20 protein-coding genes and 1 pseudogene are annotated in these 21,838 nt (G+C 65.7%); 18 read left to right on the top strand and 3 right to left on the bottom strand.

The genetic code is table 11. The features are described from left to right. Window positions 1-107 precede the first annotated feature (107 nt). Window positions 108-419, bottom strand: a pseudogene (locus tag KVT39_RS01625) (helix-turn-helix domain-containing protein); the annotation flags it as partial. A gap of 144 nt (window positions 420-563) precedes the next feature. Then, a complete protein-coding gene (locus KVT39_RS01620; RefSeq protein ID WP_175750348.1) occupies window positions 564-1,265 on the bottom strand; it encodes a FadR/GntR family transcriptional regulator in 702 nt (233 codons plus the stop codon). Window positions 1,266-1,632: 367 nt separating this feature from the next. Between KVT39_RS01620 and KVT39_RS01615 the strand changes: the two genes are divergently transcribed. The 14 genes from KVT39_RS01615 (at window position 1,633) to KVT39_RS01550 (ending at window position 17,022) form a co-directional block, all read left to right on the top strand. Then, window positions 1,633-2,655, top strand: coding sequence for a zinc-binding alcohol dehydrogenase family protein (locus KVT39_RS01615; RefSeq protein WP_034179475.1), 1,023 nt, complete (start codon window positions 1,633-1,635; stop codon window positions 2,653-2,655). 17 nt (window positions 2,656-2,672) lie between these two features. Continuing rightward, on the top strand, window positions 2,673-3,785 hold the full coding sequence (locus KVT39_RS01610) for a D-mannonate oxidoreductase (RefSeq protein ID WP_105392986.1): 1,113 nt from the start codon (window positions 2,673-2,675) through the stop codon (window positions 3,783-3,785). An 88-nt stretch (window positions 3,786-3,873) separates the two neighbouring features. Continuing rightward, window positions 3,874-5,181, top strand: a complete 1,308-nt coding sequence (locus KVT39_RS01605; RefSeq protein WP_131946115.1) for an enolase C-terminal domain-like protein — start codon at window positions 3,874-3,876, stop codon at window positions 5,179-5,181. Between the two features lie 39 nt (window positions 5,182-5,220). Next, on the top strand, window positions 5,221-6,558 hold the full coding sequence (locus KVT39_RS01600) for an MFS transporter (protein ID WP_217587296.1): 1,338 nt from the start codon (window positions 5,221-5,223) through the stop codon (window positions 6,556-6,558). A 43-nt stretch (window positions 6,559-6,601) separates the two neighbouring features. Beyond that, window positions 6,602-8,143: a UxaA family hydrolase gene (locus KVT39_RS01595; RefSeq protein WP_217587294.1), complete on the top strand. Its 1,542-nt coding sequence runs from the start codon at window positions 6,602-6,604 to the stop codon at window positions 8,141-8,143. Window positions 8,144-8,978: 835 nt separating this feature from the next. Continuing rightward, window positions 8,979-9,233 (top strand): response regulator transcription factor, encoded by a 255-nt coding sequence (locus tag KVT39_RS01590; protein ID WP_217587292.1) that lies wholly within the window; start codon window positions 8,979-8,981, stop codon window positions 9,231-9,233. Between the two features lie 17 nt (window positions 9,234-9,250). Beyond that, the gene (locus tag KVT39_RS01585; protein WP_235212434.1) at window positions 9,251-9,427 is read left to right on the top strand and encodes a hypothetical protein; all 177 of its coding nucleotides are present in this window, start codon (window positions 9,251-9,253) and stop codon (window positions 9,425-9,427) included. 199 nt (window positions 9,428-9,626) lie between these two features. After that, entirely contained in the window at window positions 9,627-10,754 is a 1,128-nt protein-coding gene (locus tag KVT39_RS37830) for a hypothetical protein (protein ID WP_254640301.1), read from the top strand. Between the two features lie 163 nt (window positions 10,755-10,917). Beyond that, window positions 10,918-12,621, top strand: coding sequence for a S8 family serine peptidase (locus KVT39_RS01575; protein WP_217587290.1), 1,704 nt, complete (start codon window positions 10,918-10,920; stop codon window positions 12,619-12,621). A gap of 108 nt (window positions 12,622-12,729) precedes the next feature. Then, the gene (locus tag KVT39_RS01570; RefSeq protein WP_217587287.1) at window positions 12,730-13,389 is read left to right on the top strand and encodes a hypothetical protein; all 660 of its coding nucleotides are present in this window, start codon (window positions 12,730-12,732) and stop codon (window positions 13,387-13,389) included. 34 nt (window positions 13,390-13,423) lie between these two features. Continuing rightward, on the top strand, window positions 13,424-14,482 hold the full coding sequence (locus tag KVT39_RS01565) for a hypothetical protein (RefSeq protein WP_235212435.1): 1,059 nt from the start codon (window positions 13,424-13,426) through the stop codon (window positions 14,480-14,482). After that, a complete protein-coding gene (locus tag KVT39_RS01560) occupies window positions 14,479-15,438 on the top strand; it encodes a DUF4239 domain-containing protein (protein ID WP_243712271.1) in 960 nt (319 codons plus the stop codon). Before KVT39_RS01565 ends, KVT39_RS01560 begins: the two co-directional genes overlap by 4 nt. Then, window positions 15,425-15,967 carry a glycoside hydrolase family 19 protein gene (locus KVT39_RS01555; protein ID WP_034179480.1) on the top strand — a complete coding sequence of 181 codons (543 nt, stop codon included), beginning with the start codon at window positions 15,425-15,427 and terminating at the stop codon, window positions 15,965-15,967. Before KVT39_RS01560 ends, KVT39_RS01555 begins: the two co-directional genes overlap by 14 nt. A gap of 47 nt (window positions 15,968-16,014) precedes the next feature. After that, the gene (locus KVT39_RS01550) at window positions 16,015-17,022 is read left to right on the top strand and encodes a GNAT family N-acetyltransferase (protein WP_175750355.1); all 1,008 of its coding nucleotides are present in this window, start codon (window positions 16,015-16,017) and stop codon (window positions 17,020-17,022) included. 270 nt (window positions 17,023-17,292) lie between these two features. Here KVT39_RS01550 and fnr read toward each other — a convergent pair whose 3' ends face one another. Then, window positions 17,293-18,045, bottom strand: coding sequence for a fumarate/nitrate reduction transcriptional regulator Fnr (fnr, locus tag KVT39_RS01545; RefSeq protein WP_254640331.1), 753 nt, complete (start codon window positions 18,043-18,045; stop codon window positions 17,293-17,295). On the opposite strand from fnr, the gene KVT39_RS01540 reads away from it, so the two are divergent. The 4 genes from KVT39_RS01540 to ftsH all read left to right on the top strand — a co-directional run bounded on the left by KVT39_RS01540 (window position 17,933) and on the right by ftsH (window position 21,808). Continuing rightward, a complete protein-coding gene (locus KVT39_RS01540) occupies window positions 17,933-18,346 on the top strand; it encodes a hypothetical protein (RefSeq protein ID WP_235212454.1) in 414 nt (137 codons plus the stop codon). The genes fnr and KVT39_RS01540 overlap by 113 nt on opposite strands. Window positions 18,347-18,670: 324 nt before the next feature. Beyond that, window positions 18,671-19,318, top strand: a complete 648-nt coding sequence (locus KVT39_RS01535; RefSeq protein ID WP_034179482.1) for a BON domain-containing protein — start codon at window positions 18,671-18,673, stop codon at window positions 19,316-19,318. 39 nt (window positions 19,319-19,357) lie between these two features. Then, window positions 19,358-19,867: a BCAM0308 family protein gene (locus KVT39_RS01530; RefSeq protein ID WP_034179483.1), complete on the top strand. Its 510-nt coding sequence runs from the start codon at window positions 19,358-19,360 to the stop codon at window positions 19,865-19,867. A 33-nt stretch (window positions 19,868-19,900) separates the two neighbouring features. After that, window positions 19,901-21,808 (top strand): ATP-dependent zinc metalloprotease FtsH, encoded by a 1,908-nt coding sequence (gene ftsH / locus KVT39_RS01525; RefSeq protein ID WP_217587276.1) that lies wholly within the window; start codon window positions 19,901-19,903, stop codon window positions 21,806-21,808. The last annotated feature ends 30 nt before the right edge of the window (window positions 21,809-21,838 follow it).

Raw genomic sequence — 21,838 nt, 5'->3', positions numbered from 1 at the left:
GGCGCGTTCGGGCGGTGCTTGCCGGAGTATGGAGGCAAGCACCGGATCAGTCCGTGGTGCTCGGGTGATGGCGGCGGAGCATCGCCCGGCAGATCGCCGACGGCACGTCAGCCCTTGGCGGACTCGCCCGCCCGCCGCTGCAGACGATAAGCCAGTTGCGCGCGGGTGATGCCGAGCGTGCGCGCCGTTGACGACAGGTTGCCGTTGGCGCGCCGCACTGCATCTTCCAGCAGTTGCTGCTCCAGCGCCGGCAACGATGTGCCGCTGCCTCGCGTGTGCCGGCTCCAGCCGTCGACCAGGTCCAGCAGCGTGTCGGGAAAGGGCGCGGGCGTGTCGCCGTGTTGCTCGGAGGCCAGCGCGGCGACCTCGCCGGCGATGGCCAGCGACAGCACTTCCTGGTTGAGCGTCTCGCCGCTGATGTCAGTGCCTTTGGGGAAGCACTGTCGCAGCAGGGCGTTGGTATTTTCGTCAGCCCCGCGCCGCCGCGGGCTGCGCGGGGCGCAGCATCACGTGAAAGCGGATCCATCCTGACAGTGCGAATCGTTCACCGGCGCCGGGGTGGGTCAGTTGCGCTCCTGCTCCAGCCAGCGTCGTTGCGACGCGTAAAGATGTGTCCGCATGGCTGCCTGTGCCATCAGCACTTCGCCATTCTCGAGCGCGTGAAGGATCGATTCATGTTCCTCGAATGCCTTGGCCCACGTTTGCCTGCTTTCCGCGCGTGCGCTGACGCGTGACGAGATCGGACTGTGGCGCCCATCGAAGAGCTCGCCCACCAGTCGGACCAGAACGGAATTGCCCGTCATCGCGGCAATTGCCACGTGAAGTTCACGATCGTGCTGAAGCGGAGAACGGCCTTCCGCAATCGCGGATCGCATCGCTTCCACGGCGCGACGTACGGGTGCCAGCAGTTCGGGCGTCGCGCGGGCGCAGGCCAGCTCGATCACGCTGCCTTCCAGCGCCGCACGGGCATTCATCAGTTCGATCGGGTTTTCGCCAAGCGATGCCGCCGGCGCGGCCGCGGCCTTCGCGACGGCACACACAAACACGCCGGCCCCCATCCGGACTTCGACGATGCCTTCGATCTCCAGCGCAATGAGCGCCTCCCGAACGGACGGCCGCGAAACCCCAAGCTGTTGCGCGAGATCCCGCTCGGGCGGCAGGCGTTCTCCGTCGGCAAAGCGCCCTTCCTCGATCAGAGAGCGAATCTGGTCGGCGATGCGCTGATAGAGACGGCGGGTATCCACCTGATTGAACTGGCCCAGCAATGCTCCCCCTCGCGGCGGACCGCGCACATGTGTTCCGGAGCGATGAGTCTACTGCACTTTGGATGGCCTGACCAATTTGTCAAGCGTTTGGGAGAGCGGTGTCGGAGTGGTTCGCACTCGGCTTCGAATTGGCCTTACCAGAACGTCCCGAGACGGCATCGCTCGCTGCTTGGCGTTTACCGGTAATCGCCTTATATAACGGTGGAATAAGGCTTGTCATGGGTTTTCTCGGCAACATCGCGATCTAGGTGTTTTCCATGGATTTGACCAAATTGGCTTGACCGCAAATGGTCAGGCCAATAGCCTTCGTCTGGTCAGGCCAATTTGCATCAACACCGTCTTCTTTTCATACGTTATCGAGATCCCGATGAGAACAGTCATTTGCGAAGAACCCGGCCGCCTCGTTGTTGCCGAGCGTCCGATGCCGGCCGCGGGGCCCGACGATGTGCTGATTCGCGTGAAGCGGGTCGGCGTATGCGGTACCGACATGCACATTTTCACCGGCAACCAGCCGTATCTCGCCTATCCGCGCGTGATGGGGCACGAACTGGCCGGCATCGTCGAGAGCGCCCCGGTGGGCGCGCGCGTCAAGGCCGGCGACCAGGTCTACGTGATGCCGTACCTGTCATGCGGCACGTGTATCGCGTGCCGGGCGGGCAAGACGAACTGCTGCACACGAATCCAGGTGCTGGGCGTGCACGCGGACGGCGGCATGGCCGAATACCTCGCCGTCCCGCAGGCATTCGTGTTCGACGCGAACGGCGTCACGCTCGATCAGGCCGCGATGATCGAATTCCTCGCGATCGGCGCACACGCCGTGGCGCGTGCCGACGTCCGCTCCGGGCAGCGCGTGCTGGTTGTCGGCGCCGGTCCGATCGGCATGGCTGCGCTGATTTTCGCGACGCTGCGCGGCGCGCGGGTTTGCGTGCTCGACGGTCGCGCAGACCGGCTCGCGGTTTGCGAGACGGCGCTGGGTGCGCACGCCGCCGTGCGGCTCGATACGACGGGGGAGGGCGCGGACGCGCGGCGTCTCGCAGCGCTCACCGACGATGAGTTTTTCGACGTCGTGTTCGATGCCACCGGCAATCTCGCGGCGATGGAGCGCGGCCTCGACTTCGTCGCGCACGGCGGCAAGTACGTGCTGATCTCGCTCGTGAAAGGGCGCATCTCGTTCTCGGACCCGGAATTCCACAAACGCGAAACGACGCTGCTCGCGAGCCGCAACGCGACGCCGGTGGACTTCGAAACGGTGCTCGCCGCAATGCGTGCCGGCCAGGTTCCGACCGATGCGCTGAAGACGCACGCGCTGAGCCTGGCCGATCTGCCCGACCGCTTCGCGGAGCTGCTCGAACCGGACGCCGGCGTGATCAAGGCGCTCGTCGAATGCTGAGCGCGGACGGCAAACCGATGGGCAATCCGATCCTTCAATTCGGTACCAGCCGCTTCCTGCAGGCGCATGTCGACCTGTTCATGTCCGAAGCGCTGGCTGTCGGCCGCGCGCTCGGTGCGGTGACGGTCGTGCAGACGACGTCGAGCGCCGAGAGCCGCGCGCGCATCGATGCGCTGCGTGCCGCCGGACGCTATCCGGTGAGAATCCGCGGCAGGCGGCACGGCGAGACGATCGACCGGCAGGTCGAGTGCGTGGCGATCACGGAAGCGCTGCATGCGAGCGAGGACTGGGCGCTGTTGCGAGAGCGCATGGCGCACGACGTCCGGGTGATCGTATCGAACACCGGCGACAGCGGTTATGCGCTGTTCGACGACGACGGCCCGGACCTGCTCGACGGGCGCCGCACGCCGCGCGGCTTCGCGGCGAAGCTTGCGGTGCTCCTGCACGAGCGCTTCCGGGCGGGCGGCGAGCCCGTCACGCTGCTGCCGTGCGAGCTCGTCGCGCGCAACGGCGACACGCTGCGCGACCTGGTGGTCGGCGTCGCGCGGGGCTGGCGCGCGGACGCGGCATTCGTCGATTACCTGATCGGCGGCTGCGTGTGGGTCAATTCCCTCGTCGACCGCATCGTGTCGGAGCCGATCCATCCGGTCGGCGCGATTGCCGAGCCGTATGCGCTGTGGGCGGTTCGGCGCACGGCCGGGATGACGCTGCCGTGCGAACACCCCGACATCGTCGCGACCGACGATCTCGAGCGCTACGAGCGCCTGAAACTGCTGCTGCTCAATCTTGGACACACGATGCTCGCGCAGCAATGGCTCACGCTCGGCGGTGCGGCGGACATGACGGTCGGTGCGGCGATGGACGATCCCGCATACCGCGAACCGCTCGAAGCGGTGTGGAACGACGAGGTGATGCCGGTGTTCGCCGCGCTCGGCGAGCGCGACGCGGCGCTGTCGTATCTGGACGAGGTACGTGACCGGTTCGCGAATCCATTCCTCGCGCACCGGCTGGCCGACATTGCCGGCAATCACGACATGAAGAAGCTGCGACGCCTGCGCCCGGTGCTCGAAATGGCGCGCGCGCTGAAGTTGCCGATCGGGCAGCCGCGCCTGATTGCGGCGCTTGGCTGAACGGCCGCAGCGGCACGGGCTCGTTGCAGGGGCGTCCGGGCGCGGCGACAAGGCAAGACAAGATGAAACGACAAGGAGACAAGCAGCAATGACGACACGCATTATCGATGTGAAGGTACGTGACATTCGCTTTCCGACGTCGAAGAGCATGGACGGCTCCGACGCGATGAACGGTAATTCGGACTACTCGGCGACCTACGTGACGCTCGTCACCGATGCGCGCAACGGTATCGACGGCCACGGCCTGACCTTCACGATCGGCCGCGGCAACGAACTGTGCGTCGATGCGGTGAAGTCGCTTGCGAAGCTGTTCGTGATCGGCCGCTCGCTCGAGGAGATCACGGCGGACTTCGGCGCGTACTGGCATGAGATGGTCGCGGGCGATTGCCAGCTTCGCTGGGTCGGTCCCGAGAAGGGCGTGGTGCATCTCGCGACGGCCGCGCTGATCAATGCGATCTGGGACCTGTGGGCGAAAACGGCCGGCAAACCGGTCTGGAAGTTTCTCGTCGACATGACGCCCGAACAGCTCGTGAGTTGCGTCGACTTCACGTACATCGACGACGTGCTGACCCGCGAGGAAGCCGTCGCGATGCTGCGCCGGGCGGCGCCGGGCAAGGCGCTGCGCGAACGGGAGATGCGCGAGCACGGCTACCCCGGCTACACGACCGCGGCCGGCTGGCTCGGCTACCCGGAGGACAAGATGCGCATGCTCGCGCGCGAGGCGGTCGCGGACGGGTGGACCCACCTGAAGCAGAAGGTCGGCGCGGATCTCGAGCAGGACGTGCGGCGCGCGCGGATCCTGCGCGAGGAACTCGGCTGGGAGCGCAAGCTGATGATGGATGCGAACCAGAACTGGGGCGTCGACGAGGCCGTCGCGAACATGCGCGTGCTCGCGCAGTTCGACCCTTGGTGGATCGAGGAACCGACCAGCCCGGACGACATTCTCGGTCACGCGGCGATCCGGCAGCGAATCGGGCCGATCGGCGTCGCGACCGGCGAGCACGCGCACAACCGCGTGATGTTCAAGCAGTTCTTCCAGGCGGGCGCGCTCGACTTCTGCCAACTCGATCCCGCACGGCTCGGCGGGTTGAACGAAGTGCTTGCCGTCGTCCTGATGGCTGCGAAGTTCGGGGTGCCGGTGTGCCCGCACGGCGGGGGCGTCGGCCTGTGCCAGTACTCGCAGAACATCGTGCTGTTCGACTACATCGCGGTGTCGGGCTCGCTGGATCGGCGCGTGCTCGAATACGTCGATCACCTGCACGAGCATTTCGAGGCGCCGATCGTGATTCGCCGCGGGCGCTACATGCCGCAGGAGGCACCCGGTTACGGCGTCACGATGAAGGCGGCGTCGCTCGATGCATTTGCCTACCCGAACGGGCCCGAATGGCGGGCGTGAGCGACCGGCCCCACGACGAGAACAATCCCGGAGACAACGATGAACCATGATCCTCAACAGTCGCAGCACCTCGCCGGCGCGGTCAGGAAGGCCGCGATCCGGCTCCTGCCGTTCCTGACGCTGATGTACGCGCTGGCGTTTATCGACCGCGCGAACGTCGGTTTCGCAAAGATCGCCTATCAGGCCGATACGGGCCTGAGCGACGCGGCGTTCGCATTCGGCGCCGGTATCTTCTTCATCGGCTACGCGTTGTTCGAGGTGCCGAGTAACCTCATCATGAACCGCATCGGCGCCCGCGTATGGATGAGCCGAATCATGGTGACGTGGGGCTTCGTGTCGGCATCGATGATGTTTGCCCACACGCCGACGCAGTTCTACTGGATCCGTTTCCTGCTCGGTGCGGCGGAGGCCGGGTTCTTTCCCGGGATCATCCTGTACCTGACCTACTGGTTTCCGGCGAAGGGGCGCGCCCGTGCGCTCGGGCTCTTTTACTTCGGCGTGCCGATCGCGATGCTGATCGGCAATCCGCTGTCGGGCTTCCTGTTGCAGATGCATGACATGTTCGGCTTGCGGAACTGGCAATGGATGTACCTGGTCGAGGGCCTGATGGCGACCGTGGTCGGCGTGATCGCGTTCTTCTACCTGACGAGCCGGCCGAAAGACGCGCGCTGGCTGACCGAGGACGAGAAGCGGGCGCTGAGCGACACGCTCGCCGCCGAGGAGCGCGCTAAGCCCCGGCATCTGTCGACGGCCGTGTTCGGCGTGCTGAAGGACCGCCGCGTGCTGACGTTCATTGCCGCGTACTTCTGCATCCAGATCGGCAATGCGCCGCTCGCGTTCTACCTGCCGTCGAAATTCGCCGCGACGATGGGCTCCCAGATCGATGGAAAGATCGGCCTGCTGCTGACGATTCCCTGGTTGTGCACGATCGGCGCGATGATCGTCGCGACCCGCTTCGCAGATCGTCGCGACAATCATCTGCAGGTCGCGGCAGGCATGCTGACGGTCGGGATCCTCGCGTTCGCGTCGCTGTCCGTGATCAATACGCCGGTGCTGACCCTGCTCGCATTCTGCATCGCGATTCCCGGTCTTGTCGCATGCCAGCCGGTGTTCTGGTGCCTGCCGACACGCTATCTCGGCGGGACGGGCGCGGCGAGCGGCATCGCGTTCATCGTGTCGATCGGCAATCTCGGCGGCTTCGTGTCGCCTCAGATCAAGGCGTTCGCGGACGCGGCGTCGCACGATTCGCGCGCCGGCTTCGTGGTGGTCGCCGCGTTGTGCTTCGTCAGCGTGCTGCTGCTGCGTTCGCTGCGCGGCATGGGGCACGCGACGGCCGAAGGCACGCATGGCGGCGCGCAGGTCGGCACGCATCGATAGCCTTCGCCGGCGCCACCCCCACGACCCATCCAGGATCATCATCATGACTACCTCCGCCACCGAACAGGTCGCGATCCGACTGCATCCGAACGACGATGTCGTGATCGCGACGCGCCAGCTCGTATCTGGCGCCCGGATCGCATCCGAGGCGCTCGTCGTCGCCGGCCTGATTCCGCCCGGTCACAAGATCGCGACGCGCGACATCGCGAAAGGCGAGCCGATCAGGCGCTACAACCAGATCATCGGCGTCGCGCGCGAAGCGATCGTGCGCGGCCAGCACGTGCACATGCACAATCTCGGCATGGCCGAGTTCGCGCGCGAGCATGAATTCGGCGTGGCCGCGAGTCCGACGCTGTTCGACGATACACCGGCGACCTTCATGGGCATTCGCCGGGCTGACGGACGGATCGCGACGCGCAATTACATCGGCATACTGACGAGTGTGAATTGTTCCGCGACGGTAGCCCGCGCGATCGCCGACCATTTCCGGCGCGATGTGCACCCGCAGGCCCTGGCCGGTTATCCGAACATCGACGGGGTGATCGCGCTCACGCACGGGCTCGGCTGCGGAATCGACTCGCGCGGCGACGGGATCGCGATTCTTCGCCGAACGCTGGCCGGCTACGCCGCGCATCCGAACTTCCATTCGGTGTTGTTCATCGGCCTGGGGTGCGAGACCAATCAGATCGGCGATGTACTTCGCGAAGGCGGGCACGCGGATGCCGCACGCTTGCAGCATTTCACGATTCAGGAAAGCGGCGGCACGCGCAAGACGATCGAGCGCGGCATCGCGATGGTCACGGACATGCTCGCGGACGCGAACCGCACGACGCGTGTCGCGGTGCCGGCATCGCATCTCGTGGTCGGGCTGCAGTGCGGCGGCTCCGACGGATATTCGGGCATCTCCGCGAATCCCGCGCTGGGTGCGGCGGTCGACCGCCTGGTACGCCAGGGCGGCACCGCGATACTCTCCGAGACGCCGGAAGTCTACGGCGCCGAGCATCTGCTTACCCGGCGCGCCGTCAGCCGCGAGGTCGGCGAGAAGCTGCTCGCGCGAATCGCGTGGTGGGAAGGCTATTGCGCGCGCAACGGCGCCGCGCTGGACAATAATCCGTCGGCCGGCAACAAGGCGGGCGGACTCACGACGATCCTCGAGAAATCGCTGGGCGCGATCGCGAAAGCGGGCACCACGAACCTCGTCGACGTGTTCGAGTACGCGCAGCGAATCGATACGCACGGCCTGGTTTTCATGGATTCACCCGGCTACGATCCGATGTCCGCGACGGGGCAGGTTGCGTCGGGCGCGAACCTGATCTGCTTCACGACCGGGCGCGGATCCGCCTACGGCTGCGCGCCGGCGCCGTCGCTGAAGCTTGCGACGAACACCGCGTTGTGGGAGCGTCAGGAAGAGGACATCGACATCAATTGCGGCGGCGTGATCGACGGCACGACGACGGTCGCCAGGCTAGGCGACGACATTTTCAGGAGCATGCTCGACTGCGCATCGGGCGGATATTCGAAAAGCGAGTTGCACGGTTATGGGCAGAACGAGTTCGTGCCCTGGCAGGTGGGTGTGGTGACGTAGCCGGGAACTGCGTGTTGGCAGTGGCGATCGAGATTTCCGTCGGGAAATCTGCGAGACGAAACTGTGTTTCTTTTATATTTCTACGCGTAGTGAAGGTGAACCGCCCGCGGAATAGCGAGTTTATCGGGTGGTCGCCTGTTGCACGTCAGTTCACCTCAATCTGTTGCGATCATCTCGGGCGAGGCGCGCAACAGCCCGGTTTGCCAGGAGACGCTGCTATGCAGCGTCGACGTTGCATGCCATCGCAAGCCGACCGCATGATTTCACCTCTTCCGGGAAGTTGATCGTGGATGCGCCCGCTTTCGGGCGCCCCCGTGGCGGGCGCGGGCAACGATCGGCTCGGAAGGACGAAGACGCTCAGCGCAAATCATCGACCAGGTTGCTTTCGATCGTCTAATTCGATTTCGTCGTTTTGTAATTAAATAACCGAGAATTTCTCATTTGTGTCGAATTCAGAGAATTATAAACAAAAATAAAAATTCACCTGTGAATTAGCAATTTAATGCACGTCGATTGAGTCAATTCAATCAGTAATATCAATCATCATGCAAAGCCGAATGGCGGGCGTATGATGCATCGTTCCGATCGCCCGAATTCAAATAATGCGAGCAGTGTTGCTGCGACCGCCGCAGCGACATGAATACTCGCGGCAAATTCGTTTCATAAATGGTCGACCGGAAATATCACTGCAGTCTCAAGCGCATCCACCTTTGCATGTCGCGTGTGTAAGGGGAGAAGTCCGGTCGCCGGTGAGGTTGTCATGAAAATTCAAAGGAGACCACCGCTCCCGTGACGAAAAGGGGATGCCCTTTCAAGGGTCAACGGGGAATCCATCTTGAAACTCACTACACGCGAGATGGTCGTGTTGGGTCTGGTTGCGAAAGGCCTGACCGACCGTGAAATCGCGGCCGAACTGGTCTTTTCCGTATCAACCGCGCGCAAGCATCGTGAAAATCTGCTCAACAAATTCGGCGTCCGGAAATCCGCGCAACTGACCATTCGCTATTTCATTCTCTTTCCTGACGTGCTCAAAAAAACGGCGCCCCGCGTCGTGCCGACCCGTTCTCGCCGCGCGAACGCGAGGTACTGAAACTGCTCGCGGACGGCATGAGCGACAAGCAGGTCGCCCGTGCACTGGGCATCAGTGACCAGACCGCCCGCAAGCATCGCTCGCATCTTCTCGGGAAGACGGCTTCTACCAATATCTGCGCGCTGCTCCATACGGCCGTGCTTTCCGGCTGGCTCACCGAACCATTTTCGGTTCCGCCGCCCGGCTCGCAATGACGACGACACATACCGCATTTGCCGAATGGAGCCGGCAGGACCTGCCTCGCAGAATTGACCTGCCGATTCCTCCGATGTTTGCTTCGACGCACGCGTCCTGAGTCGATGGAAGCATCGCCGGCCGGCATGTGAACGGCGCGCACGCTGCACCGCCTGCGGCTTGTGCGCCGTCTCTTTCCTCTCGATCAAGGACTTGAAAATGACTCATGTACACCATGCATTGCCGGGGGTACCGCACACGGTCACGGGACACATTCCGGCTTACGCGTCGACCGTGGCGCAAGGTGCGTTCGCGCCGCAGGGCGTGGGCGGGGCCATCGTCGGCACCGCGGCGCCGATGATCGGCGAGCTGCTCGGCCGACTCGGCGGCCTGCTGCCGTTTGCCGCTCAACCGCAGGCGGCGTTCGCACCGCAAGGGGTGTTCGGCGACATCCTGAAGTCGGTCGCACCCACCGTCGGCACCGTCGCCGGTCAGCTCGGCGGCCTGCTGCCGTTCTCGGTGCAGCCGCAGGCTGCGTTCGCGCCGCAAGGCGTGGGCGGGGCCATCGTCGGCACCGCCGCGCCGATGATCGGCGAGTTGCTCGGCCGACTCGGCGGTCTGCTGCCGTTTGCTGCGCAGCCCCAGGCAGCGTTCGCGCCGCAAGGGGTATTCGGCGACATCCTGAAGTCGGTCGCACCGACCGTCGGCACCGTCGCCGGTCAGCTCGGCGGCCTGCTGCCGTTCTCGGTGCAGCCGCAGGCAGCGTTCGCGCCGCAGGGCGTGGGCGGGGCCATCGTCGGCACCGCGGCGCCGATGATCGGCGAGCTGCTCGGCCGACTCGGCGGTCTGCTGCCGTTTGCTGCGCAGCCCCAGGCTGCGCTCGCGCCGCAAGGGGTATTCGGCGACATCCTGAAGTCGGTCGCACCGACCGTCGGCACCGTCGCTGGACAACTCGGCGGCCTGCTGCCGTTCTCGGTGCAGCCGCAGGCAGCGTTCGCGCCGCAGGGCGTGGGCGGGGCCATCGTCGGCACCGCGGCGCCGATGATCGGCGAACTGCTCGGCCAACTTGGCAGCCTGCTGCCGTTTGCCGTTCAGCCGCAAGCAGCGTTCGCACCGCAGGGCGTGTTCGGCGACATCCTGAAGTCGGTCGCACCGACCGTCGGCACCGTCGCCGGACAGCTCGGTGGCCTGCTGCCGTTCTCGGTGCAGCCGCAAGCAGCGTTCGCACCGCAAGGCGTGTTCGGCGACATCCTGAAGTCGGTCGCACCCACCGTCGGCTCCGTCGCCGGACAACTCGGCGGCTTTCTGCCGTTCTCCGTCATGCCTGTCCAGCCGGCATTCCACTGACCGCTGCAACTGAAGACCTGCGCCACCGTGCGTGACCGCGCGGTGGCGCACCCGACGGACGCCCGTCGCGCAACGATCCGATCGCGTCGGGATGCGCGTCCGTCAATTTCGACCGACTAACCCCGCGACGCGTCGCGATTGCCGCGCCGCGAAGGAGATTGCGATGGACAAGGACAAGAAGCCCGCCGCCGCGAAGGCGGCAGCCATGCCGACGGACAGCGCGGCTGCCGCATCGGACGTCACGCCGCCCGATACGGCCGACGAAGCGGTCCACGTGACGAGCGGCAAGCGCCAGTATCTGATCGCGCCTCGGCGTGGCGTGCTCGCACGTCAGGCGGCCGTGACGCCGATGTCGGCTCACGACCTCGACAATGCGGTCGGCCGGCTCCCCGGCGTCGAGGTCGTGCGCGTGATCAACAGCCACAAGAACGCGCAGATGATGTCGGCGAGGCCGGACGAAGCGACCGACACGTATGTCGTCAAGATGGATCCCGCGAACGCGCAAGTGCTGCAGGCGACGGCGCCGCCGGGAATGATCGTCGAGGAGGATCATCCGCTCGGCTATGGGAAAAAGCCGCAACAGGAGTCCGGCGCCGAGCTTCGTCCGCAGGCGGCCATCGCGTCGATGATCTTGCGCCCGGTGACGATCCGCGTGCTGGGAGCGAACGACCAGCCCGAGCCCGGCGTGCCGGTGACGCTCGCGGGCGACGGCTTTCCGGTGAGCGGCACCACCGACGCGCGAGGCGAAACGACGCTGACCGTCGCGCAGATGGCGCCCGGTCCGCTCCAGTCGCTGGCGGTGCGGCCGCCCCACACGTACTGGAATGTCTATTTGCCGGCGCCGCTGCTGTCGAGCGATCAGGCGAACGTGGTGCGGCTCACGCCGTTGTCCCAGCCGAACCCGAACGTGCCGCCGCGTGCGCCGCTCGGGTGGGGGCAGCGCCTGATGGGCCTCGACGAGCTTCCTGCCACGGCGACGGGGCGCGGCGTTCGCGTCGCGATCGTGGATTCGGGGGCGGACGCGTCGCATCCGCTGTTGAACCATATCCTGCGCGGCGCCGATCTGACCAACGACCAGAACCCGGATACCTGGAAGGACGACGTGATCGGCCATGGATCGCATTGCGCGGGCGTGATCGCCGCGCGAATCAGTCCGCAGGCCGCCGACGCGCAGATGGCGATGCGCGGCTTCGTGCCCGACGCAGAGATCCATGTGCTGAAGATCTTTCCCGGCGGCCAGTTCAGTACGCTGATCCAGGCGCTCGACTATTGCATCGACCACGACATCGACGTCGTGAACCTGAGCCTTGGCGCGCCGCAGGCGTCGCTCGCCGTCGAGCAGAAGCTGATGGAGGCCGTGCAGTCCGGCGTCGCATGCATTGTCGCGGCCGGCAATTCGGGCGGCCCGGTCCAGTACCCGGCCTCGTCGCCGTACGTGCTCGCGGTATCGGCGCTGGGGCTGCAGCGCGAGCTGCCCGGCAACACGTGGGAGCAAACGCAGATCGTCGCGCAGGCCGCGACGCCCGACGGCCTCTTCGCGCCGACGTTCTCGTGCCACGGTCCGCAAATCGGCGTGTGCGGGCCGGGCGTCGGCGTCGTGTCGACCGTGCCGGGGTCGGCGTTCAATGCCGAATCCGGCACGTCGATGGCGGCGCCGCACATCACGGGGCTCGCGGCGCTGCTGTTGAGCGATCCGCAGATCGTCAGCCATCTCGGGCCGCGCCGGCCGGAGCGCGTCGCCGCGCTGTTTCAGCTGATCCGGATGATCTGCACGCCGATCGTGCAATACGACGTCGCGAATCGCTTCGGCGCCGGCCTGCCACGCATCCAGAACCTTCGCCAGCTGTTGCAGCAGGCGGCCCGCTGACCGCGCGCGAACCGCGCCGGCCGACCGCCGATCGCCGATCGCCGATCGCCGATCGCCGGCCGATTCCGTCGGCCGGCGCACGTCACCACACACAAGGAGAAATTCGACATGTCGACCCTGTTGCGCATCACCCGGGCGGCCTGCGCCGCCAGCCTGATTCTGACCTGCGCCGGCGCACACGCGCAGGACTGGACGCTGTCGCTGTCCTGGAAGCTCGGCTCGTGCGTCGGCGGCGACGGCGCGCAGACATGCACGACCGGCCAGCCGCCGTCCGCGCGCCAGGCCGCCGACGGCACACCGATCCGGATCACGGCGATCGGCCTGTATACGCCGCGGCGCGATTGCGATACGGCGGCGGTTCCGGCCGACACGTTGCCCGGCGATGCCGCGCCGTATATCGCGCCCGCGAGTGCCGATGCATTCCAGCAGCACTGGAACCGCTACGGGAGCTGCACGGGTTACGCGCCCGCCGGCTACGCCGCCGAGCTTGCCGCGATGGCGCGTGCGGTGGGCCTCACGAATCTCGGCCGCTACCTGAACGAGCACGACAACAAGGTGGTGCGGCTCGACGAGCTGAAGAACGCGCAACTGCACGATTTCTTCCTCGGCGCGGACAAGGCGGTCCAGTTCCTGTGCACGCCCGACGGACGTCTCGCGGAAGTGCGCTACCGGCTGCGCGACTGGTCCGACGTATTCGTGTATCGCGACAAGGGCGGCATGCTGGTCCTGACGCCGGGCGGCAATTGCGGCGACGAAGTGCGGCTGTAGCGCGCGTTGCCCGCCGACCTCGTGGAGAACCGTCATGCGCACGCATCGTTCATGGTCCCGGACAACGGCGGACGCACCGCCCGAAGCGGATGGTACGAACACGGCCGCATCGAGGCGCGATCTGATCGGGCAGTTGCAAATCGAATGCAATGCGATGGCGCGCTACGCATTGCAGCACGGCATCGCGGTGGCGCCCGATCTGATCGCGCAGCTGTCGATGCTGATGGTCGCGGCGTCGCGCGCCGCGGCTGAATCCGCGGCGGACGATGCGTCGTCCGTGCACGGCGCATCGTATGCGCTTGCCGCGATTCATCGCCGGCTCGCGGTCGCGATCGCGCCCGCGACGCCGCAGGCGGTCACGCTGCTCGACGGCGAACTGCGCGTCCGCTCGCGCTTCGCGTGGCTCGGCCCGGTACCGCTGATCCGCGCGCTGACGCTCTCCGCCGCGACGTTTCTGGTCGCGGTGATTGCGACGTCGCTGTCGCCGGAAGTGTCGGTCGCGAACATCGATCAGGGGTTTCTCGATTCGCACGGCACCCGGCTGCTGTGGAATGCGCTGTTCCTGATGTTCTGCGCCGGGCTCGGCGCGTCATTCGCCACGCTGTTCCAGGCTCATCGCTACGTCGCGAATTCGACATACGACCCGAAGTACGACGCGTCGTACGGCGCGCGGCTGATTCTCGGCGTGATCGCCGGCCTGATTCTCGTCGAGCTGCTGCCGCCGCACCTGTACGACGGCGCAAGCACGCGCAGCTTCGGCAAGCCGGCGCTTGCGATGCTCGGCGGTTTCTCGGCGACCGCCGTGCATCGGCTGCTGCACCGGCTCGTCGAAACGCTCGAGACGCTCGTGCGCGGCGACACCGCGGCCGCCGCGCAAGCGACCTTCGAAGCGCATCGCGCCCATGCGGCGACCGAGCGCGTGCAATGGCAAAGCGAACTCGCGGCGGATCTGCTGCGGCTTCAGCAATCGCTCGAAACGGGGATGCCGGCCGATGCGGTCAAGCAGCGGCTCGCCGAATTCACACGCGCGATGCTGTCGGCAGACGCGCCGCGCACGGGCCGCCAGGACGGCGCAAACGCAATCGGGGAATGACCATGCTCTTTCTTTACAACTGGCCGTCATGGCTGATGGGGCTCTTCATCGTGACCGCGACCGTCGCGGCCGCACTGGCCGGCTACGCGCTGTTCCGCCGCATCGCGCCGGTCGACCTGCATCCCGAGCAGCGAGCGATGGCGCTCACGATGGTGTCGGTCATCACGACGATCAACTCGCTGCTCGTCGCGTTTTCGGCGATCAGCGTGTGGGACGCGTACAACAGCGCGGAGCGCACCGTCGACGCGGAAGCGACCGCGGCCGGCGAGCTGTCGCGCGATCTCGCCGCATTCGGCGATCCGGTCGCCGACGCCGCCTCGGGCGCGCTGCGCGCCTATCTCGACGGTGTCGTCCGTTACGAGTGGCCGACGATGCAGCAGCACGCGAGTGCGGATGCGCAGACGGCGGCCCGCTTCGATCGCCTGTTCGACATGGCCAACCGGATCGAGCCGCGCAGCGAAAGGCAGCGCGTGCTGCTCGGCGAGGTGCTCGCACGCGTCAACGAGATGGCAAAGCATCGCGAACAGCGCCTGCTGACGCTCGACGTCGCGATGCCGGCCACGCTGTGGGGCGTGGTGCTGCTCGCGAGTGTCGTGTCGTTTCTGCTCCTTTACATCCTTCCGGGCACGCGCTTCAACATCGCGCTCGTCGCGAGCTGGGCGCTCACGCTCGGACTCGCGTTCTTCTTCGTGCTTGCCGTCGATCGTCCGTTCGCAGGCGAAGTCAGCGTCAAGCCGGAGCCGCTGCGCGCGATCGTCGCCGCGATCGACGCGCAAGCGCAGCGAACCGGGCCGGCCGCGCATCGCAACGTTCCGCCTTCGCCGCGCAGCCCGACGCGCTCGCAGGTGGACGACGCAGCCGCGTTGACTGCCTCGACCGTTTCATTACCGCCGAGCGCATCCGCCGCGGCCTCGCTCGCCCATGCCTCGCAAGGAGAACGCGATGACATCCGATGAATTCCAGTCCGCCGCCGCCGTATCCGCCGTGCTCGCGCAACGCTGGTATCCGGCACTTGCCGCCGCGATGGCCGAATTCGGCATCTCGACCCCCGGGCGTATCGCGGCCTTCGTCGCGCAAACCGGCCACGAGACGCTCGGCTTCACGCTCACGCGCGAGCTGTGGGGGCCGACAACTGCACAGCGCGCCTATGAACCGCCGTCGCGCAAGGCCGCCGAACTCGGCAACGTCCAGGCGGGCGATGGCAGGCGCTTCCTCGGACGCGGGCTCATCCAGATCACCGGGCGCGCGAACTACCGCGAATGCGGCAACGCACTCGGTGCCGATCTCGAGCGCCAGCCCGAACTCCTCGAACGGGAACCGCTGGCCGCGCGTTCGGCGGCCTGGTGGTGGGAACGGCACGGCTGCAACCTGATCGCCGACTCGGGCGATTTCGTGTCGCTGACGAGACGCATCAACGGCGGTGTCAATGGACTCGAAGACCGGATGCACCGATGGGCGATCGCTAAGAAGGCGATGTGCCTGTGAGCGTGCGGCATGGCGCAACGACTGACCAACCAACGGAGGGCAACATCATGAAGACGCGAATCTGGGGTAAGTGCGTATCGATGCAGGGCGTGCTGATTGCGGTGGCGGTGACAGTGGCGAGCGCGGCCATGCCTCGGCACGCATCGGCGGAAATCGAATGCCAGTCTGTCGCCGTGAAGACGGGCAAACAGTTGAACACCACATGGGGAAAGAATCTGCATCGTCTGGAAAGCAACGGCGGCGTCGACGCGATCGTCAACAGGATGTGCCAGCCGTACTGGGCCTACGCCGACGATTACTGGCTGTATGGCAACTATTACCCGCTCCACCGCAACCCGAAAACGCGGCAAAGCGAAGGCGCCCGCCTCTTCGTCGAATCGAGGTCGACGCAACCCGATCTGGCCAGATACCTTTGCAAGGATACCGGCGCGAACGGCGCGACGCCGTATGACAAGGCGAAGCCGGTCGGCGTATTCGCTTACGAGACCTTCGGAACGGACGAGTCACGGAAGAACGCGACCGACATCGCCAAGCAAGTCGAACTGCATGTGCTGTGCGTGGCGCCGGACGCGCGAAAAAAGGGGATGGGAATCGAGATCCTGAACGAGGCCGTGCAGCGCATGACCGAGGGCGTCAGCCACGACAAGAAGGTTCGCATGCAGTTGACCTCGCACGTGAAGGCGCACGACTTCTACGACCGGCTCGACATGACGTGCCGCGACGAGGAAGCGAGCGATTCCGTCGCGCGCGTCTACGAGCGCACACTGAAACCCGGTGATCGCATCAAGCGGCGCGATGCGATGTATTACGTGGACTGGAACGACGGCGGCCAATGCCGGCGCGTGACGTTCGGTTGCAGCAATCGAAATGAGTATGAACAGCTGCGACAACGCGCGTTCGACTCGGAAGATGGTTTCAAAAATTCCGATGACGCTGCGCATGTCAATGGAACGCTCGTGGTCGGCGCCTTTGCCCATGCCAACCGATGCAACGCCGATTCGGAGGAAATTGGCTATGAGGAGGTGATCCGGAACCTGGGCGGCCACGGCCAATGAGTCTCCGGCGGCTGCGTCGTCGCAAGATGTGCCGCATTCGACGGGTAGCGGCATGCTTCGAGTGGCGTCGTGCGACCGTCGGCGGCGCACGCACGACGCAGCCGATCGACCTGACTCGAAAGCGCTTTACATGGTCGGCGATCCGGGCAAGGTCCGACCAAGCCTGGCTCGTCGGCTGAACGGGAACGCTCATGCGCGAGCCTGTCGGATGTCCAGTGTGCAGAGGTCCGAGAGCCCCCGGAGCCTGCGTGCGACGCACCCGCAGCGAGGTCAGACTTTCCCGAGACCGTCCGAATCGACGATGCGAATCTGCTTGCCGTGCGCCGCGACGAGCCCCTTGTGCTGGAACTTCGACAGCATGCGGCTGACCGTTTCGAGCTTCATCCCGAGATATTCTCCGATCTCGTCGCGCGTCATCCGCAACACGAATTCCGCGGCCGAGTAGCCGCGTGCCTTGAAGCGCGTGGAAAGGTTCAGCAGGAATTCGGCCACGCGCTGCTCGGCGGTCATCGTGCCGAGCAGCAGCATCAGCGCGGATTCGCGGACGATTTCGCCGCTCATCATCTGGTACACGTGATGTTGCATCGACCGTACTTCGCGGCACATCTGCTCGAGCTGGCCGAACGGAATGATGCAGACCGTGCTGTCCTCGAGTGCGATCGCGTCGCCGTTGTGGTGCCCGGTGTGCACGCCGTCGAGCCCGAGCGATTCGCCGACGATCGGGAAGCCGGTGATCTGCTCGTCGCCGTCGCGATGCATCATGGTGGTCTTGAACGAACCGGTTCTCACCGCATAGATGCTGTTGAACGCATCGCCCGCGCGAAACAGCGTTTCGCCGCGCCTGACGTGACGCGTCGTGCAGATCATTGCGTCGAGACGCGCGAAATCGTCAGGCGAAAGATCGGGCGGCATGCAGACGGTACGCAACGTGCACGTCGAGCAGCGGGACGTGGCGCGCTTCGGCTGGTCCGCCGGCTCGACGGGACGCAGCGGGATGAACGGGCGTAACGGATGCAACGGCATGGTCGTCGAGACATTGGCATGGCTCTCCATGATCGGCTCCAATTCGTGGGGCAGCGGCGAATTGCTGTCGGGCAGGATCGCGCTGACTGTATTGCCGGCGGCCTTGGCGTCTGCCGCCTTCGTGAAGGGAGAACCCCACCGGACGGGCCAGGAGACCGATGCACCGGTCTCGACGGTGATGCTGCCTTTGCGCCGGGAGGCACGTGTGTTCGTTGTTCTTGATGGGAAGTATGGATGCCGTGCAGCGCCAGGGAAATCAGCCGGCATTGAAGATGAGGTAGGTGATGCGGAAGGGTTGTAGGACGTTTCCTACAGCGGCGCGGCGGTGAACCCGTTGACCTGGCTCAATGCCTGCGGCGATGCCGTGCAGCATCTTGGATAACACCGATACCGTAAGAGGAATTTGCGAAGCGTTCCGGTTGCCACGGCTTTCGTGGAATCCGGTGTCGCGATTGTTTGGCGCACCGATCCATATCAACGGACAAATTCAGCCGTCGCACGCCCGCCGCCCGCTGTTGATTGATCCTCGTCAAGCTGCCCGAGCCGCCATGCGCGATGCTGAATGCGGTGCGGCACGGATCCGATTGCAAGACTCGCGATCGACACGGGCCGACGGGAGACCGCGATGAAGTCCGATGCAGCACTCAAGCAGGATGTCGAGCAGGCGCTTTTCTGGAATCCGGCGATCGATGCGCGCCAGATCGACGTCGACGTCCGCGACCGGATCGTCACATTGCGCGGCACGGTCGACAGCTGGGCCCAGAAACTCGAGGCGCAGAAAACGGCGCTGCATGTCGCGGACGCGCGTGCGCTGGTACTCGAACTGAACGTTGCACCGCCGGAGAACGCCTGCGCCGATCAGGAGCTGGCGATCGCGATCACGTTCGCGCTCGGCTGGCAGGACGCGTTGCGCGATCACAAGATTCGCGTCGAGGTTGATCACGGCTGCGTGACGCTCGACGGCGAAGTGGATCACGCGTTCCAGAGCCGTGCGGCGGAAGCGATGGTGAGCCGGATGATCGGCGTCGTCGGCGTGGCGAACCGCATCCAGGTGCGTGCCGACCATACGGTGCCGGACGTCGGCGCGCGGATTGCCGAAGCGCTCGCGCGACGCGCACAGCGTGAATCCGCGGGGATTTCGATCGATGCGGTCGACGGCATCGTCACATTGACGGGCACGGTCGCGTCGCTGGCGGAAAGGCGTGCCGCGTGCGGCGCGGCAGGGTCGGTCAGGGGTGTTCGCGAAGTCGTCGACCGGCTCACCGTTGCCTGACCGGCTTGCTCGTACTGCCCACTACAGGGAGAAACAGCAATGAACCGTTCAAATTCCGGCCCCGGTCGAAACTACCTGCGCCGCGACCAGCGCATGCCGCCGCATACGAAGGACAGTTATCGCGATCCGAAGCGGCCGAAGGGCGACAGGATCTGCGAAGGCTGCGGCGCCGTCTGCGACGAGGGCCGCTGGACCTGGTACGCGACTCCGCTCGACCGGCGGCAACTCGAATGCCCGGCCTGCAAGCGCATGCGGGAAAACGCACCGGCGGGCGAACTGGTATTGCATGGCGATTACGTGCGCGCGCACCGGTCGGCGATCCTCGAACTGCTCGAGCATCAGGCGGATCTGGAGACGAGCGAACATGCGCTCGAACGCATCATGGAAATCGAGAAATCCCGCGATACGCTCGTCATCCGGACGACGGGCATGCATATGGTGCGGCGCCTGGGCGAAGCATTGCTGCATGCGCATCACGGCAATCTCGCGCTCAACTATCGCGACAGCGAGGACATGCTGCGCGCGCAATGGACACGTGACGATGCATGACCTGGCCTGCGCCCGTCGTGCAGGATCAATGCAATGAAGAAAACAATCGACTATTCCGCGCTGCTGATCCCGATCGCCTTCGGCGTACTGATTGCGGTTCAATTGCTGATGCGTCAGCCGGAGGCGACGTCGATTTCGTACAGCGACTTTCACCGCCTGGTCGACGCGCGTCTCGTCGACGATCTGGACATCGGTCAGTCGTCGATCTCGGGCGCACTGCGCATGCCCGAAGCCGGCCCGATGCTGCCGGCCTCCGACGCGATTGCCGTGAAAAAGGCCGGACCGCCGTGGCGCTTCACGACGAGCCGGGTAGCCGACGACCGCCTGGTCGCCACGCTGACGGCCGCCGGCATCCGCTATCGCGGGATGCCGGATTCGAGCTGGATCGAGACGCTTGCAACGTGGGCGTTTCCGGTGATCGCTTTCGTACTGGTGTGGAACTTCATGATGCGCAGGCCGGGCGGGGTAAGGGACCTGAGCGGCATGGGAAAAAGCCGGGCACGCGTCTATGTGCAGCAGGAAACCGGCATCACGTTCAGCGACATTGCGGGCATCGACGAGGCGAAGGCCGAGTTGCAGCAGATCGTCGCGTTCCTGCGCGAACCCGAACGCTATCAGCGGCTCGGCGGCAAGATTCCGAAGGGCGTGCTGATCGTCGGGGCGCCCGGCACCGGCAAGACGCTGCTCGCGCGCGCGGTCGCCGGCGAGGCGGCGGTGCCGTTTTTCTCGATCAGCGGCTCGGCATTCGTCGAGATGTTCGTCGGCGTCGGCGCGGCTCGCGTGCGCGATCTGTTCGAACAGGCGCAGCAAAAGGCGCCGTGCATCGTGTTCATCGACGAACTCGATGCGCTCGGCAAGGCGCGCGGCGTCGGCTTGATGTCCGGCAACGACGAGCGCGAGCAGACGCTGAACCAGTTGCTCGTCGAGATGGACGGCTTTCAGGCGAATTCCGGCGTCATCATCATGGCCGCGACCAACCGGCCGGAGATCCTGGATCCCGCGCTGCTGCGCCCCGGACGTTTCGACCGCCACATCGCGATCGACCGACCGGACCTGAACGGACGCAAGCAGATTCTGGCCGTGCACACGAAGCGCGTGAAGCTTGCCCCCGAAGTCGATCTGGCCGAGCTGGCATCGCGCACGCCGGGATTTGTCGGTGCCGATCTCGCGAATGTCGTCAACGAGGCCGCGCTGCATGCGGCCGAACTCGGCAAACCGGCGATCGGGATGGCCGACTTCGACGAGGCGATCGATCGCGCGATGACGGGCATGGAGCGCAAGAGCCGCGTGATGAACGAGCAGGAGAAGCGCACCATTGCGTACCACGAGTCGGGCCACGCGCTCGTCGCGCAAAGCCGCGCGCACTGCGATCCGGTGAAGAAGGTGTCGATCATCCCGCGCGGCATCGCGGCACTCGGCTATACGCAGCAGGTGCCGACCGAGGATCGCTACGTGCTGCGCAGGAGCGAATTGCTCGACCGGCTCGACGTATTGCTCGGCGGGCGGGTGGCCGAGGAAATCGCGTTCGGCGACGTGTCGACCGGCGCGCAGAACGATCTCGAGCGGGCGACCGCGCTCGCCCGGCACATGGTCATGCAGTACGGGATGAGCGACAAGATCGGCCTGTCGACGTTCGACGACGCTGCGTCGCAGGGCCGGGTGCCCGGCGCATGGACGCCGGGCGACGGCCGTTGCAGCGAACACACGGCGCAACTGATCGACGAGGAGGTGCGTGCGCTGCTCGAGGATGCGCACGTGCGGGTCGCGGCAACGCTCGGCGAGCACCGCGACGCGCTCGAACGGATTGCCCAGTGCCTGTTGCTGCATGAGTCGATCGATCACGACATGCTGACGGCGCTCATTGCGGGGCCGGACGATGCCGACGAGCCGGGCCGGCCCGCGGAAGCAGAATCGGCGGCGACAACGGGCGCTCCCGTCTGAACGGTTGCCCGCTTCGTGCCGAACTGCCGA

The organism is Burkholderia sp. GbtcB21, assembly GCF_019091065.1.
Lineage (GTDB): Bacteria > Pseudomonadota > Gammaproteobacteria > Burkholderiales > Burkholderiaceae > Burkholderia > Burkholderia pyrrocinia_C.
The sequence above is the reverse complement of the archived record's forward strand: the minus strand, read 5'-3'. Positions and strand labels throughout refer to the sequence as shown.

Bases quoted from the DNA above. Each gene is read 5' to 3' on its own strand.
- KVT39_RS01615 (WP_034179475.1), top strand. From the start codon at position 1,633: ATGAGAACAGTCATTTGCGAAGAACCCGGCCGCCTCGTTGTTGCCGAG.
- KVT39_RS01610 (WP_105392986.1), top strand. From the start codon at position 2,673: ATGGGCAATCCGATCCTTCAATTCGGTACCAGCCGCTTCCTGCAGGCG.
- KVT39_RS01605 (WP_131946115.1), top strand. From the start codon at position 3,874: ATGACGACACGCATTATCGATGTGAAGGTACGTGACATTCGCTTTCCG.
- KVT39_RS01600 (WP_217587296.1), top strand. From the start codon at position 5,221: ATGAACCATGATCCTCAACAGTCGCAGCACCTCGCCGGCGCGGTCAGG.
- KVT39_RS01595 (WP_217587294.1), top strand. From the start codon at position 6,602: ATGACTACCTCCGCCACCGAACAGGTCGCGATCCGACTGCATCCGAAC.
- KVT39_RS01585 (WP_235212434.1), top strand. From the start codon at position 9,251: ATGAGCGACAAGCAGGTCGCCCGTGCACTGGGCATCAGTGACCAGACC.
- KVT39_RS37830 (WP_254640301.1), top strand. From the start codon at position 9,627: ATGACTCATGTACACCATGCATTGCCGGGGGTACCGCACACGGTCACG.
- KVT39_RS01575 (WP_217587290.1), top strand. From the start codon at position 10,918: ATGGACAAGGACAAGAAGCCCGCCGCCGCGAAGGCGGCAGCCATGCCG.
- KVT39_RS01570 (WP_217587287.1), top strand. From the start codon at position 12,730: ATGTCGACCCTGTTGCGCATCACCCGGGCGGCCTGCGCCGCCAGCCTG.
- KVT39_RS01565 (WP_235212435.1), top strand. From the start codon at position 13,424: ATGCGCACGCATCGTTCATGGTCCCGGACAACGGCGGACGCACCGCCC.
- KVT39_RS01560 (WP_243712271.1), top strand. From the start codon at position 14,479: ATGACCATGCTCTTTCTTTACAACTGGCCGTCATGGCTGATGGGGCTC.
- KVT39_RS01555 (WP_034179480.1), top strand. From the start codon at position 15,425: ATGACATCCGATGAATTCCAGTCCGCCGCCGCCGTATCCGCCGTGCTC.
- KVT39_RS01550 (WP_175750355.1), top strand. From the start codon at position 16,015: ATGAAGACGCGAATCTGGGGTAAGTGCGTATCGATGCAGGGCGTGCTG.
- KVT39_RS01540 (WP_235212454.1), top strand. From the start codon at position 17,933: ATGCAGACGGTACGCAACGTGCACGTCGAGCAGCGGGACGTGGCGCGC.
- fnr (WP_254640331.1), bottom strand. From the start codon at position 18,045: ATGCCGTTGCATCCGTTACGCCCGTTCATCCCGCTGCGTCCCGTCGAG.
- KVT39_RS01535 (WP_034179482.1), top strand. From the start codon at position 18,671: ATGAAGTCCGATGCAGCACTCAAGCAGGATGTCGAGCAGGCGCTTTTC.
- KVT39_RS01530 (WP_034179483.1), top strand. From the start codon at position 19,358: ATGAACCGTTCAAATTCCGGCCCCGGTCGAAACTACCTGCGCCGCGAC.
- ftsH (WP_217587276.1), top strand. From the start codon at position 19,901: ATGAAGAAAACAATCGACTATTCCGCGCTGCTGATCCCGATCGCCTTC.